We start from the raw sequence: 13607 nt of genomic DNA on the forward strand, positions 1-13607 counted from the left end.
GTTACCTTGAAAAATTGATGGGGAGTTCACCCGTAATCCGTATCTCGTAATCCTGTGCTCGGGCCACTCGCCCCACTTGACGCAGTGCGCTGGTCGCGCCCTCGTCAAATATCGCACGATGGTTGCTGGCATTGGCGTCATAGCGATCCGAAAAAGCCTTGGCGGTACCGGCAAATTTCAGGCTACCCGATGTATTGCGGATTACCTCACCGGTAATTTGAAGCGTGATATTTCCAAGATATATTCTCGCGATGTTCGAGTCCTGAGCCGTGGAGTAGGGAACCCTTAGATTAACGGTGGTTACGCCAATTCCAGCCGTGTTGATAATCGCCATCAAGTCAGGAATTTTGTTCGGCGCTGGGCTGATCCCAGTTCTGTCGAGTCGAACGCTGACAGGTTTGCCCTTCCCCAGCAGCCAATGACCAATAGCCCTGAAAGGGGTAAAAATACCTCCAGAAAATTCCTGCTCGACTGCCAGTTGTTCAGTATTTTTCAAATAGGCGTAACGCTGCGGTTGTGACTCAGCATTACCGGATGCAAAACCCATCTTGCATATTTCCCGTGCCCATCGTGCGGTACATATTTATAGCGTTGCACCTATTATCAAATTGGCACGTTGCGCAAAACTCGCCGTCCTACGTTGCGGTCTTTGAAATGAGTCAAGATTTCCGTTGCAAATGCCCCCTTGGATTTAGCGCCTATAATTGATCTTCAGGTTGCAGAAAAACGCCGCTTGCCCAGGAAAGGACAAGCGGCGTTTTTTTGCCCTGCACAATACTTGTGGGAGCGGGCTTGCTCGCGATTGCGGCGGATCAGCCAATGGTGATGAGCGCCAACTGACCCACCGCTTTCGCGAGCAAGCTCGCTCCCACAGGGTACTGTGGCCAGGGCTATCGGCGCTGTGCCTGCTTCTGCCGGTACATCGCCGCATCCGCCTCCGCCAGCAGGCTGTCGATCGATGCATGCCGCTCGGGGTCGTATTCGATCTGGCCAACGCTGAAACCGATGTCGTAGCCGCGCTTCAAAGTCGCGTTGCGCTCGTCGAGAATTTCCCCGAGCCGCGCCATGATCGCAGTCGTCTCGACATGGGAGGAGCCAGTAAGCAACGCCACGAACTCATCACCGCCCAGACGGCCGATCACGTCACTTTCGCGGAAGGCGATACGCAGCACGTCGGCAAAGGTTTTCAGCGCGCAATCGCCCTCGGCATGCCCGAAGCGATCGTTGATGGGTTTGAAATCGTTGAGATCAAAAAACAGCAGCGTGGCCGGTCGTGAAAGCCGATCGCATACGTTCAGCGCATGCTGGGCCAACGTCTTGAAGCCGCGCCGATTCGACAACAGCGTCAGTTCATCCATGCTGGCCATCTGCACGGCGATCAATTCCTGCTCGGCCATGCTCGCCAGATCCCGCAGCAGCTCGCGCTCTTCGTCATTGAGCTTGCGCGGCTTGGTGTCCAGCAGGCACAAGGTGCCCATCTTGCTGCCATCGCCCAGGTCCAAGGGGTGGCCTGCATAGAAGCGGATGCCGGGCTGGTCCGTAACCAGCGGATTGTCATGGAACCGCTCATCCTGCTCCGCGTCGCAAATCTCCAGGATCTCGTCTTGCAGAATGGCGTGCCCGCAGAAGGATATCTCTCGCGGGGTTTCACTGGCATCCAGGCCGGCGCTGGACTTGAACCATTGCCGGTTGGCATCCACCAGTGAAACCAGGGCAAAAGGCACGTTGAACAGGCGCCGGGCGAGACGGGTGAGTCGGTCAAACCGCTCCTCGGGGGCGGTATCGAGCAACTTCAGCGATTGCAGGTTTTTCAGCCGGACGGCTTCGTTGTCAGGTTTGCCGGGCGCAAGCATCGGAAACTCCGTTGGCGAGAGTCCTTGCATTCTAGTCCAGGCCCGTGCCGAACTCGAACGGGCATTTTGCGGCACAGGCGAATACACTCAAGCAGCCAAAAAAAACAGGACACACATCGATGAAGCCCGCCAACCACGACGCCGCCCCACGCTTCTGGCGCGACGCGGCGCTGCCCTTTATCGAAGCCCGATCCATCGCCGATGGCCGCAAGGTCTGTTATTCGCGCCACGCCCACGACCATTTTTCCATTGGCGCGATCACGGGCGGACGCAGTACCTATCTGCACGAACAGTCGCGCTTCCAGGTCCAGAGCGGCACGGTGGTGCTGATGAACCCGGGCGATGTCCACGCCTGCAACCCGATCAACGATCAACCCTGGTCCTACGTGATGCTGTATGTCGACACGCAGTGGCTGCGGGACCTGCAACGGCGGATCGGCTTTGATCCGACGTTGGACTTCCAGGCATTCGACACGACGCACAGCCGGGACGTCGTGCTCTATTCCGGCCTGTGCGCGCTTTACGAAGTATTGGTGGACGAGCAGATCGATGCCGATGAAAAGACAGGCGCCGCCATGGCGTTTTTCACTGACCTGCAGCATCGGCTCAACCCGGCGGGACGCCCGGATCGGGGCAGTCATCCGGCGCTGATGCGGGCCGCGCAGTTCATTCATGATCATTGCACCGAAGCCCTCAAGCTTGAAGACATCTGCGCCTTCGCCCAGCTTTCCCCATCCTATTTGAGCCGGGCGTTCAAACGTCACTACGGCATGACGCCCCATGCCTTCCTGATCAACCGGCGAATCCAGTTCGCCCGTCGCCAATTGCGCGAGGGCAAGTTGATCGCCGACGTGGCGCTGGAGAGTGGGTTTGCCGACCAGGCGCATTTCCAGCGCGCCTTCAAGCAACACCTGGCGGCAACGCCCGGGCAGTATCGCGGCTGATGCAGCCCATTCCCCGTGGCGAGGGAGCTTGCTCCCGCTGGGCTACGCAGTAGCCCTCGATTCTGGGCGACTGCTACGCAGTCGAGCGGGAGCAAGCTCCCTCGCCACAACAAGTGCGGATGCTGTCACCGCCGGCTCAAGGCAACACCAGATACACCGCACTCGCCACCAGCAACGCCGCCATCGCCCGATTGAACAGGCGCATGGTCGCCGGATTCCCCAGCCAAGTACGCAGGAAGCTGCCGGCGTACGCCCAGCAGCCCACGGACAGGTAACAGATCACCAGGTAAATCGCCGCGAACTGCCACACCAGCGATGCCTCGCCATCGGCCACAAAAGCGCCCATCCCCGCGACGCAGGCCAGCCAGGCCTTGGGGTTGAGCCATTGCATCAGCGCGCCATGGAACATCGACGGCGCGCGCCCCTCGTCCCGGTCCCCCAGCGCGCCGTTGTCCATCGCCAGTTTCCAGGCCATGTACAACAGGAACGCCACGCCCGCCAGTTGCACCACGCGGGTCAGCCCCGGCCAGCGCTGCAACACCTCGTGCAACCCCAACCCCATCAAGACCAGCAGCAGGACAAACCCCAGGGTCGCACCAGCGACATGACGCAAGGTGGCGCGAACCCCATAGCGGGCCCCGGCGCTGAGGGCCACGATATTGACCGGCCCTGGGGTAATGGAAGCCACCAGCGCGAAGGTTGCCATGGAAAATATCAAGCTCATCACATAATCTTCTTCAGTTCAGGAAAGAGACCCAAAGGTAAACGGGCCTGCTCCGGGGGTATTGAAGAAAACTGCCTTGTCATCGAGCGCCACCGCTCATTTTTTTACGCAAACTTTACGCGGCAGGCGATTCACCAAAATCGATACTGTGCGGCTCATTGGATCAGGCGTTTCTCATGTCAATTGCGGTTCTGCGTCTCATCGGTTTCATCCTTGGTATTTTCCTGATCACCCTCGCGATCAGCATGGCGATTCCGCTGTTCACGCTGATGTTCTACGACCGCAACGATGACTTGTCGGCGTTTCTCTGGTCGAGCCTGATCACCTTCGTCTGCGGCATCGCACTGGTCGCCCGTGGCCGTCCGGAACATGCCCAGATGCGCCCCCGGGAAATGTACCTGCTGACCACTGCCAGTTGGGTGTTCGTCTGCGCGTTCGCCGCCCTGCCCATGGTGTTCATCCAGCACATCAGCTACACCGATGCCTTCTTCGAGACCATGTCGGGCATCACCACCACGGGCTCGACCATCCTGACCGGGCTGGATACAGCGTCTCCGGGCCTGTTGATCTGGCGCTCGATGTTGCACTGGCTCGGCGGAATCGGTTTTATCGGCATGGCCGTGGCGGTCCTGCCGTTGCTGCGGGTCGGCGGCATGCGGCTGTTCCAGACCGAATCATCGGACTGGTCGGAGAAAGTCACGCCGCGCTCTCACGTCGCGGCCAACTACATCCTGTGGATCTACGTCGGCTTGACCGCCCTCTCGACCCTGGCGCTGTGGCTGGCCGGCATGACGCCCTTCGAAGCGATCAACCATGCGATGTCGTTGATTTCCACCGGCGGCTTCTCCACCTCCGATGCTTCGCTGGCGCACTGGCCGCAACCGGCGGTTCATTGGGTGTCGGTGGTCGTCATGATGGCCGGCTCGCTGCCCTTCACGCTGTACGTAGCGACGCTGCGAGGCCACCGGCGCGCCTTGCTCAAGGACCAGCAAGTCAGGGGCTTCATCGGGTTCCTGGTGGTCACCTGGCTCGTGGTCGGTACCTGGCTGAGCCTGAACAGCGACAACAGCTGGTGGGACGCGGTCCGTATCGTAGCGGTCAACGTCACGTCTGTCGTCACCACCACGGGCGTGGCCTTGGGTGACTACACGCTGTGGGGCAGTTTCGCCCTGTTGCTGTTCTTTTACCTGACCTTCGTCGGCGGTTGTTCAGGGTCTACGGCCGGGGGCCTGAAGATTTTTCGCTTTCAGGTCGCCAAGGTCCTGCTGATGGGCAGCTTGAAGCAACTGATCCACCCCCGGGCGGTGATCCAGAAGAAATACAACAACCACCCCATCGACGAGGAAATCGTTCGCTCGCTGCTGACCTTCTCGTTCTTCTTCACCATCACGATCGGCGCCATTGCCCTGGGCCTCGCGCTGATCGGCCTGGACTGGACGACCGCCTTGACCGGCGCAGCCACTGCCGTGTGCAATGTGGGCCCGGGCTTGGGCAATATCATCGGCCCGGCCGGCAATTTTTCGACCTTGCCCGATTCGGCAAAATGGCTGCTGACCATCGGCATGCTCCTGGGGCGATTGGAAATCCTGACGGTGCTGGTGCTGTTCACGCCGGTGTTCTGGAAATACTGACCCTTCGCCACGGCCGATTGGCAGACGAAAAAAAGCCGCGATACCTGCAAACAGGCATCGCGGCTTCCTTCAAGCAATCAGCGGTCGTTCTTTATCGAAGAGCGGGTCGCGTTGGTCAGGCCCTTGGTGTTGTGAGTGCCTGGCGTGGCAGTGGAAATTGCCGACGCCTTGGTCAGGCCGCGCGCATCACGATCCTTGGCAATGGCTGAGGTCACGGAAGACTTGCTGGCACGATCGGTGCGGGTGGTACCGGTGTGCTTGCCGCTCAGGCCATGATCGCGGGTGCGGGTGCCGGTGTGGTCGCTGGCCAGTCCCTTGCCATGACCGCTGGAATCGCCCGACTTGTCATGGCCCTGGCCACCGCCAATGCCGCCCCCCATGCCACCACCGTGGCCGCCGCCATTGCCGCCACCGTTTCCGCCGCCGTTACCACCCCCGCCCCCATTGCCACCGCCTGCGGCATAGCTCGAGCCGATTGGCGACAGGTCGGCAGGCAACAATGCCGAGGCACCGAACGCCAAGGCACAGACAGCGACGGCAATCAGGGTTTTCTTATGTTTGGACATGATGTCTCCGAAAGACAAAAACAGCGGGTGAACCTCTAAGACTCAAAGGTTCAATTTTTGTTCGTGAGCGTCCGACCAAATGACAGGAAAATTCCCTGTCGATTTTTCGGTGGAGTCGTCCCGGACGCGGTTCTATGCTCTGCCACATGAACCTACATGACTCGCTGCTCCCGCCCCACGCCGAGATGGTCCGCGCCATGCTCGAACGAGACACCGCCTATGAGGGGGTGTTTTTCACTGCGGTCAAGACCACCGGCATCTTCTGTCGCCCCAGTTGCACCGCGCGCAAGCCGAAACCGGAGAACGTGGAATTCTTTGCCCACGCCGACGAAGCCATGTCCGCCGGTTATCGAGCCTGCCTGCGCTGCAAGCCGCTGGACGCCGCGGCCATTGCGCCGGACTGGATCCTGGCGCTGCTCAAGGCCGTGGACGCCGAACCCGACCTGCGCTGGACCGACGCCCTGCTACTGGAACAAGGCATCGAACCGCTGACATTGCGCCGCTGGTTCAAGCAGCATTTCGGCATGACGTTTCACGCCTACCTGCGCACCCGGCGCCTGGGCATTGCCTTGGGCGGCATCAAGGACGGCGCGTCGATCGACAACGCGGCGTTCGATTCCGGCTATGAATCCCTGAGCGGTTTTCGTGATGCCTTCGTGAAATCCTTCCATATCACGCCTGGCCGGGCCGGCCTGAGTGAACCCTTGTTGTTCACTCGCCTGACCACGCCGCTGGGACCAATGCTGGCAATGGCCGAGCGCCGAGGCCTGGTGCTGTTGGAATTTCTCGACCGCCCGGCCCTGACCAAAGAGCTGGAGGAACTGCAGCAACGCTACGGCTACACGGTCGCACCGGGGCACAACGCTCATCTGCAACAGATCGAAACCGAACTGGCGGAGTATTTCGCCGGCAAACTCACGGTGTTCAACGTCCCGCTGCACATGCCCGGCAGTGCGTTCGCGGTCCGGGTCTGGGCCGAACTGCAGACAATCCCCTACGGTGAAACCCGCAGCTACGGTGCAGTCGCCTCCGCCCTGGGCAGCCCTGGCGCCAGCCGCGCCGTGGGCCTGGCCAACGGGCAGAATCGCCTGGCCATCGTCATCCCCTGCCACCGGGTGATTGGTGCCGATGGCTCGCTGACCGGCTACGGTGGCGGCCAGCCACGCAAGGCTTTTCTGTTGCGGCTGGAAAAAGCCAAGGTGCAGGTTTCACTGCCGCTGGCGTTTTGAACGTTCCGGAGGACCATCACCGGATGCCTGCGCCCTACCACGACGCCAGTGTCTTCCTGGCGAATCTCGACGAAGACTGGCGACGGCACGTCGAGGCGATTGGCCCTTGCCTGCTGCTGCCCAAGCCGGCCCGTGATCCCTATGAAGCCCTGGTCAGGGCGATCGCCTACCAGCAACTGCATGCCAAGGCAGGCGATGCGATCCTCGGTCGCCTCCGGGCGTTGTTCCCGGCGCAGGCGTTTCCCCGCCCCGAGCAGATCCTGGCGACAGACGTGGCGCAACTGCGCGGTTGCGGATTTTCCGCCAGCAAGATCACAACCCTCCAAGGCATCGCCCAGGCGACACTGGACCGCATCGTTCCCGATTACGCCACGGCGCGAGACATGGACGACGAAGCGCTGATCGAACGCCTGGTCAGCTTGCGCGGCGTCGGGCGCTGGACCGTGGAGATGCTCTTGATCTATAGCCTGGAGCGGCCCGATGTGCTGCCGGCGGATGACTTTGGGGTTCGCGAGGGGTATCGGCGGCTCAAGGGACTGGAGGCTCAGCCAAACCGCCGACAGATGATCGCTATCGGCCAGGCCTGGAGCCCTTATCGTACGGTGGCAGCGTGGTATTTGTGGCGGGTGCCGAAGTGATGCTGGCTGTACCGGCCTCTTCGCGAGCAAGCTCGCTCCCACAGGGGATTTTCTGTGTAGATACAATGTGTGGACACTGAAGATCCCCTGTGGGAGCGAGCTTGCTCGCGAAGGCGTCCGCATATTCAACATAAATCCAACCGGCAAAAAACGCCGACCGTCTAGGCTGTACTGAACCATTTCCAATCCACTGGAGGTTCCCATGCACCTCGAAGGATCTTGCCACTGCGGCGCCGTGTCATTCAGCCTGGACAGCCGCCATCCCTACCCTTATCAGCGCTGCTATTGCTCGATCTGCCGCAAGACCCAGGGCGGCGGCGGTTTTGCGATCAACCTGGGGGGCGACGCGAAGAGCCTGAAGGTGCAAGGCCGCAAGCACATCACGGTCTATCACGCGCGACTGAAGGATGAAGGCGATAAACGCGCCCACCGCAGCAGCGCCGAACGACACTTCTGCTCGTTATGCGGCTCGGGGCTGTGGCTGTTCAGCCCGGAATGGCCGGAGCTGATTCATCCATTTGCCTCGGCCATCGACACGCCGTTGCCGATCCCGCCGGAACACACCCACCTGATGCTGGGCTCCAAGGCCCCGTGGGTCGAGGTCGAGGCGCATCCGGGCGACCAACAGTTCGAGGTGTATCCCGAAGAGTCGATTGCCCAATGGCATGAGCGGTTGGGTTTGGGCCGCTAGGCCGGCACCCCACTGTGGAACCGGAACTCCACATCCGGCGACTCAATCAGCTCCCGCTCGGCGGCGCGCACCTTGTCGATCACCTGGGCGATGTCCTTGGCGTCGCCGTACTGATAGGCCAGCTTCAAGTAGCCCTGGAAATGCCGGGCCTCGCTTTTCAACAGGCCGAAGTAGAACTTACCGAGCTCCTCGTCCAGATGCGGTACCAAGGCCTCGAAACGCTCGCAGCTGCGGGCTTCGATAAAGGCGCCAACCACCAGGGTGTCCACCAGTTTCACCGGTTCGTGGCTGCGCACCACTTTACGCAAGCCCGAGGCGTAGCGCCCGGCGGAAAGCTGGCGCAGGCCGACCTTGCGCTTTTTCATCAGGCGCATGACCTGTTCGTGATGCACCAGTTCTTCCCGGGCCAGGCGCGACATCATATTGATCAAGTCAACATGGGAATGGTACTTGGCGATCAGGCTCAGGGCAGTGCTGGCGGCCTTGAACTCGCAGTTCTTGTGATCGATCAGCAAGGTTTCCTGATCGGCCAGCGCAGCCTGGACCCAGGCATCGGGCGTGCGGCAGCCAAGGAATTCGTGGATTTCGGGAAGGATCATGGGGCTCACGGGAAAAGGTAGTCGAGCAAAGGGCGCCGATTATACCGGCCTGCCTCCAGACCACCAGCCACCGCCGTTGATATGCATCAAGTCGACGGGCCATCCACAGCAACTATAGTTGAGCAACGCCATGCCTCTTTATTGCTGGAGACGCCGATCATGCAAGCCATTCGCAGCATCCTGGTGGTCATCGAACCCGAACATTCGGAAAGCCTGGCGCTCAAGCGCGCCAAGCTGATCGCCGGAGTGACCCAAGCCCACCTGCACTTACTGGTGTGCGACAAACACCACGACCATGCCGGCATGCTCAGCGTGCTGAAGGCAGCGCTGGCGGCGGATGGCTACAGTGTGACCACCGAGCAAGCCTGGAACGACAGCCTCCACGAAACCATCATCGACGTGCAACAAGCCGAAGGCTGTGGCCTGGTCATCAAGCAACATTTCCCCGACAGCCCGTTGAAAAAAGCCCTACTGACCCCGGCGGACTGGAAACTGCTGCGCCATTGCCCGACCCCGGTGCTGCTGGTCAAGACTACCGGCTCCTGGAAGGACAGGGTCATCCTCGCCGCTGTCGACGTCGGCAATGCCGATGGCGAGCATCGCCACCTGCACTCGACTATCATCGACCATGGCTATGACATCGCCCTCCTGGCCAAGGCGCACCTGCATGTCATCAGCGCCCATCCGTCACCGATGCTCTCGTCGGCCGACCCGACGTTCCAGCTCAAGGAAACCATCGAGGCTCGTTATCGCGAACAATGCCGGGCGTTCCAGGCCGAATTCGACATTGACGACCAGCACCTGCACATCCAGGAAGGCCCGGCGGACGTGTTGATTCCCTACATGGCCCACAAGCTCCAGGCCGCGGTCACGGTGATCGGCACCGTGGCGCGCTCCGGTTTGTCAGGCGTGTTGATTGGCAACACCGCCGAAGCCGTGCTCGATGCGCTGGAAAGCGACGTGCTGGTACTCAAGCCGCAGGAGGTCGAGGATCACCTGGTGGAATTGGCGGTCAAGGAGTGAGGTTGTTGTCCTTAAGATCGCCATCGCGAGCAAGCTCGCTCCCACAGGGGTGTGGACTCCCAAGTCCAGTGTGGGAGCGAGCTTGCTCGCGATGCCTTTAAGGCTCAGCCGCCAATCGCATCCTTCAGGAACCCCGGCGCGATATAGCGCTGGTAATGCGCTTCGGACAGCAGGAAAAATTCCCGATCAATGGCATCGCGCAGGTCCGGCAGCTCCCAATCGCGGAATTCGGGCAGCAGCACCATGCCATAGGCTTCCAGGTTGTTGATCACCCGCGCGCCACGGGCGATCAACTGGTAGGCCCAGCAATATTCCGACTGGTGCGGCACGAAGCGGATCTTGCGCGCTTCCAGTTGCTGGCGCAGCAGCGCCGGGTCGAACACCTCCAGCTTCGCCACCATCACCTGCACCAGCAGTTGCTCGAGCCGCATCCATACCGCGCGTTTTTCGTCCTCGTTGTAGCCGTTCCAGTGAATCACTTCATGGTGGAACCGCTTGCAGCCACGGCACACCAGATCACCGTAGACAGTGGAACAGAGGCCGACGCAGGGCGTCTTGATGAGCTGGTTGGGCATAAGGCAACGCACACGCAAAAACAGGACAGGCGGGCATGTTAGCCCTTTGTCTAAGATTGATCACCCCTCAAACCTGGAAGCCCAACTTACCTTTAATTTTTTTTTCCCGTAGAATCAGCCAGCCTTTTAAGGCGCCAATGTCCGTTAGAAGCTGTTTTCAAAGCGTCACGAGCACAGTCGTTCCTTCAGAGCGGTGTTGGCGAAGGGTCTTTCCAGCGGGGAAAGCCCAACGCCAACCCTCATCAGCTCCCGTTCTGCAGGCGTAAAACTTTGAAAGCAGCTTCTGTGAGGAACTCCGGCCATCCTGGCGCGGCGGCTCAAAAAGCCCCCTGCGCGCATGAATGCCGTGAGTTTCTGGATGAGCGTCCCGGACACCCATTTGGGACCACTGATGAGGGTAATAACTGTGCTTGAAGCCTACCGCAAACATATCGAAGAGCGCGCAGCACTGGGTATCGTTCCCCAGCCGCTTAACGCCGAACAAACCGCAGGCCTGATCGAGCTGCTGAAGAATCCTCCGGCTGGCGAAGAAGCTTTCCTCGTTGACCTGATCACCAATCGCGTTCCGCCTGGAGTCGACGAAGCCGCCTACGTCAAGGCCGGCTTCCTGTCCGCCCTGGCCAAGGGCCAGGCCCAATCCCCTCTGCTGGACAAGAAGCGCGCCGTCGAACTGCTCGGCACCATGCAGGGCGGCTACAACATCGTGACCCTGGTCGAGCTGCTGGACGACGCCGAGCTGGCGCCAGTCGCCGCCGAAGAACTCAAGCACACCCTGCTGATGTTCGATGCCTTCCACGACGTGGCTGAAAAAGCCAAGAACGGCAACGTCCACGCCAAGGCCGTGCTGCAATCCTGGGCTGACGGCGAGTGGTTCAAGAAGCGTCCGGTGCTGGCCGACAAGATCAGCCTGCGCGTGTTCAAGGTCACCGGCGAAACCAACACCGACGACCTGTCCCCTGCCCCGGATGCCTGGTCGCGTCCTGACATCCCGCTGCACGCCCTCGCCATGCTGAAAATGGCCCGTGACGGCATCGTTCCGGACGAGCAAGGCAAGACCGGCCCGATGAAGCAGATCGAAGAAATGCGCGGCCAAGGCTTCCCGATCGCCTACGTCGGTGACGTGGTTGGTACCGGTTCCTCGCGTAAATCGGCCACCAACTCGGTGCTGTGGTTCTTCGGCGACGATATCCCGTACGTGCCGAACAAGCGCGCTGGCGGTTTCTGCTTCGGCAGCAAGATCGCCCCGATCTTCTACAACACCATGGAAGATGCCGGCGCACTGCCGATCGAGTTCGACGTGTCGAACATGAACATGGGCGACGTGATCGACCTGTACCCGCACGCTGGCAAGGTCTGCAAGCACGGTACCGACGAAGTCATCACCACCTTCGAAATGAAGACCCCGGTGCTGTTGGACGAAGTCCGCGCTGGCGGCCGTATTCCGCTGATCATCGGCCGTGGCCTGACCGAGAAGGCTCGCGCCGAACTGGGCCTGCCACCGTTCGACCTGTTCAAGAAGCCTGAAGCGCCAGCCGAAAGCACCAAGGGTTTCACCCTGGCGCAGAAAATGGTCGGCAAGGCTTGCGGCCTGGCAGAAGGCCAAGGCGTTCGTCCTGGCACCTACTGCGAACCGAAAATGACCACCGTAGGCTCCCAGGACACCACCGGTCCAATGACCCGTGACGAACTGAAAGACCTGGCGTGCCTGGGCTTCTCGGCTGACCTGGTGATGCAGTCCTTCTGCCACACCGCGGCCTATCCGAAGCCGATCGACGTGACCACCCACCACACCCTGCCTGACTTCATCATGACCCGCGGCGGCGTTTCCCTGCGTCCGGGCGACGGCATCATCCACTCGTGGCTGAACCGCATGCTGCTGCCAGACACCGTGGGTACCGGTGGTGACTCGCACACCCGTTTCCCGATGGGCATCTCGTTCCCGGCCGGTTCCGGCCTGGTCGCGTTCGCCGCTGCCACCGGCGTCATGCCGCTGGACATGCCGGAATCGATCCTGGTGCGCTTCAAAGGCAAGATGAAACCTGGCATCACCTTGCGTGACCTGGTTCATGCCATTCCGTACTTCGCGATCCAGAACGGTCTGCTGACCGTCGAGAAGAAGGGCAAGAAGAACGCCTTCTCCGGCCGCATCCTGGAAATCGAAGGCCTGGAAGGCTTGACCCTGGAACAGGCGTTCGAACTGTCCGACGCCTCGGCCGAACGTTCGGCTGCCGGTTGCACCATCAAGCTGTCGAAAGAGTCGATCACCGAGTACCTGCAGTCGAACATCACCCTGCTGCGCTGGATGATCGGCGAAGGCTACGGCGATGCACGTACCCTGGAACGTCGCGCCCAAGCGATGGAAGCCTGGATCGCCGATCCGCAACTGATGGAAGCCGATGCCGACGCCGAATACGCCGAAGTCATCGAGATCGACCTGGCCGACATCAGCGAGCCTGTGCTCTGCGCGCCGAACGACCCGGACGACGCCCGCCTGCTGTCCAGCGTTGCTGGCGAGAAGATCGACGAAGTGTTCATCGGCTCGTGCATGACCAACATCGGTCACTTCCGCGCCGCCGGTAAACTGCTGGATCAGGTCAAGGGTCAGCTGCCAACCCGTCTGTGGCTGTCGCCGCCGACCAAGATGGACGCTCACCAACTGACCGAAGAAGGCTACTACGGCATCTACGGCAAGGCCGGTGCGCGGATGGAAATGCCAGGCTGCTCGCTGTGCATGGGTAACCAGGCACGCGTCGAGCCGAACGCCACCGTGGTCTCGACTTCGACTCGTAACTTCCCGAACCGTCTGGGTGACGGCGCGAATGTCTACCTGGCTTCGGCCGAACTGGCATCCGTAGCGTCCATCCTGGGTCGCCTGCCGACCGTCGAGGAGTACATGGAATACGCCGGCAAGATCGACAGCATGGCAGCGGACGTATACCGCTACCTGAGCTTCGACCAGATCGCCGAGTTCCGTGAAGCGGCTGCGAACGCCAACATCCCGGTCGTCCAAGCCTAACGCTTAAGACGCCCGACTAAAAACGCCGCCCTTCTTGCGAGGGGCGGCGTTTTTTTATGCCTGGGATTTCACTGTCGGATGAAACTGTGGGAGCGGGCTTGCTCCCACAGGGATTGAG

At 60.8% G+C, this 13607-nt stretch carries 13 protein-coding genes; 7 read left to right on the top strand and 6 right to left on the bottom strand.

Annotation, left to right across the window (positions count from 1 at the left end):
• Position 1: 1 nt before the first annotated feature.
• Positions 2-547, bottom strand: coding sequence for a lipid II-degrading bacteriocin (locus JMN22_RS19150; protein ID WP_198797483.1), 546 nt, complete (start codon positions 545-547; stop codon positions 2-4).
• A gap of 343 nt (positions 548-890) precedes the next feature.
• Positions 891-1853 (bottom strand): sensor domain-containing diguanylate cyclase, encoded by a 963-nt coding sequence (locus tag JMN22_RS19155; protein ID WP_198797482.1) that lies wholly within the window; start codon positions 1851-1853, stop codon positions 891-893.
• A gap of 119 nt (positions 1854-1972) precedes the next feature.
• On the opposite strand from JMN22_RS19155, the gene JMN22_RS19160 reads away from it, so the two are divergent.
• A complete protein-coding gene (locus JMN22_RS19160) occupies positions 1973-2797 on the top strand; it encodes a helix-turn-helix transcriptional regulator (RefSeq protein ID WP_198797481.1) in 825 nt (274 codons plus the stop codon).
• Positions 2798-2933: 136 nt separating this feature from the next.
• Here JMN22_RS19160 and JMN22_RS19165 read toward each other — a convergent pair whose 3' ends face one another.
• On the bottom strand, positions 2934-3521 hold the full coding sequence (locus JMN22_RS19165; protein WP_198797480.1) for a LysE family translocator: 588 nt from the start codon (positions 3519-3521) through the stop codon (positions 2934-2936).
• A 176-nt stretch (positions 3522-3697) separates the two neighbouring features.
• Here JMN22_RS19165 and JMN22_RS19170 point away from each other — a divergent pair, with 176 nt between their 5' ends.
• Positions 3698-5152: a TrkH family potassium uptake protein gene (locus JMN22_RS19170; RefSeq protein ID WP_198797479.1), complete on the top strand. Its 1455-nt coding sequence runs from the start codon at positions 3698-3700 to the stop codon at positions 5150-5152.
• A gap of 77 nt (positions 5153-5229) precedes the next feature.
• On the opposite strand, the gene JMN22_RS19175 is transcribed toward JMN22_RS19170, so the two are convergent.
• On the bottom strand, positions 5230-5718 hold the full coding sequence (locus tag JMN22_RS19175; protein ID WP_198797478.1) for a hypothetical protein: 489 nt from the start codon (positions 5716-5718) through the stop codon (positions 5230-5232).
• A gap of 146 nt (positions 5719-5864) precedes the next feature.
• Between JMN22_RS19175 and JMN22_RS19180 the strand changes: the two genes are divergently transcribed.
• The 3 genes from JMN22_RS19180 to JMN22_RS19190 all read left to right on the top strand — a co-directional run bounded on the left by JMN22_RS19180 (position 5865) and on the right by JMN22_RS19190 (position 8276).
• Positions 5865-6947, top strand: coding sequence for a bifunctional transcriptional activator/DNA repair enzyme AdaA (locus JMN22_RS19180; RefSeq protein ID WP_198797477.1), 1083 nt, complete (start codon positions 5865-5867; stop codon positions 6945-6947).
• Positions 6948-6970: 23 nt separating this feature from the next.
• Positions 6971-7585, top strand: a complete 615-nt coding sequence (locus JMN22_RS19185; RefSeq protein ID WP_198797476.1) for a DNA-3-methyladenine glycosylase family protein — start codon at positions 6971-6973, stop codon at positions 7583-7585.
• A 202-nt stretch (positions 7586-7787) separates the two neighbouring features.
• Positions 7788-8276 carry a GFA family protein gene (locus JMN22_RS19190; RefSeq protein ID WP_030142646.1) on the top strand — a complete coding sequence of 163 codons (489 nt, stop codon included), beginning with the start codon at positions 7788-7790 and terminating at the stop codon, positions 8274-8276.
• On the opposite strand, the gene JMN22_RS19195 is transcribed toward JMN22_RS19190, so the two are convergent.
• The gene (locus JMN22_RS19195; RefSeq protein ID WP_198797475.1) at positions 8273-8875 is read right to left on the bottom strand and encodes a tRNA-(ms[2]io[6]A)-hydroxylase; all 603 of its coding nucleotides are present in this window, start codon (positions 8873-8875) and stop codon (positions 8273-8275) included. The two genes, JMN22_RS19190 and JMN22_RS19195, sit on opposite strands and share 4 nt — an antisense overlap.
• A 159-nt stretch (positions 8876-9034) precedes the next feature.
• Between JMN22_RS19195 and JMN22_RS19200 the strand changes: the two genes are divergently transcribed.
• Positions 9035-9898 (top strand): universal stress protein, encoded by an 864-nt coding sequence (locus JMN22_RS19200; protein WP_198797474.1) that lies wholly within the window; start codon positions 9035-9037, stop codon positions 9896-9898.
• A 104-nt stretch (positions 9899-10002) separates the two neighbouring features.
• On the opposite strand, the gene JMN22_RS19205 is transcribed toward JMN22_RS19200, so the two are convergent.
• A complete protein-coding gene (locus JMN22_RS19205) occupies positions 10003-10473 on the bottom strand; it encodes a DUF1289 domain-containing protein (RefSeq protein ID WP_198797473.1) in 471 nt (156 codons plus the stop codon).
• 406 nt (positions 10474-10879) lie between these two features.
• Here JMN22_RS19205 and acnB point away from each other — a divergent pair, with 406 nt between their 5' ends.
• Complete coding sequence (gene acnB, locus JMN22_RS19210) at positions 10880-13489, top strand: bifunctional aconitate hydratase 2/2-methylisocitrate dehydratase (protein ID WP_030142650.1); 2610 nt, start codon at positions 10880-10882, stop codon at positions 13487-13489.
• The last annotated feature ends 118 nt before the right edge of the window (positions 13490-13607 follow it).

This window comes from Pseudomonas sp. HB05 (genome assembly GCF_016756915.1).
GTDB classification, from domain to species: Bacteria; Pseudomonadota; Gammaproteobacteria; order Pseudomonadales; family Pseudomonadaceae; genus Aquipseudomonas; species Aquipseudomonas alvandae.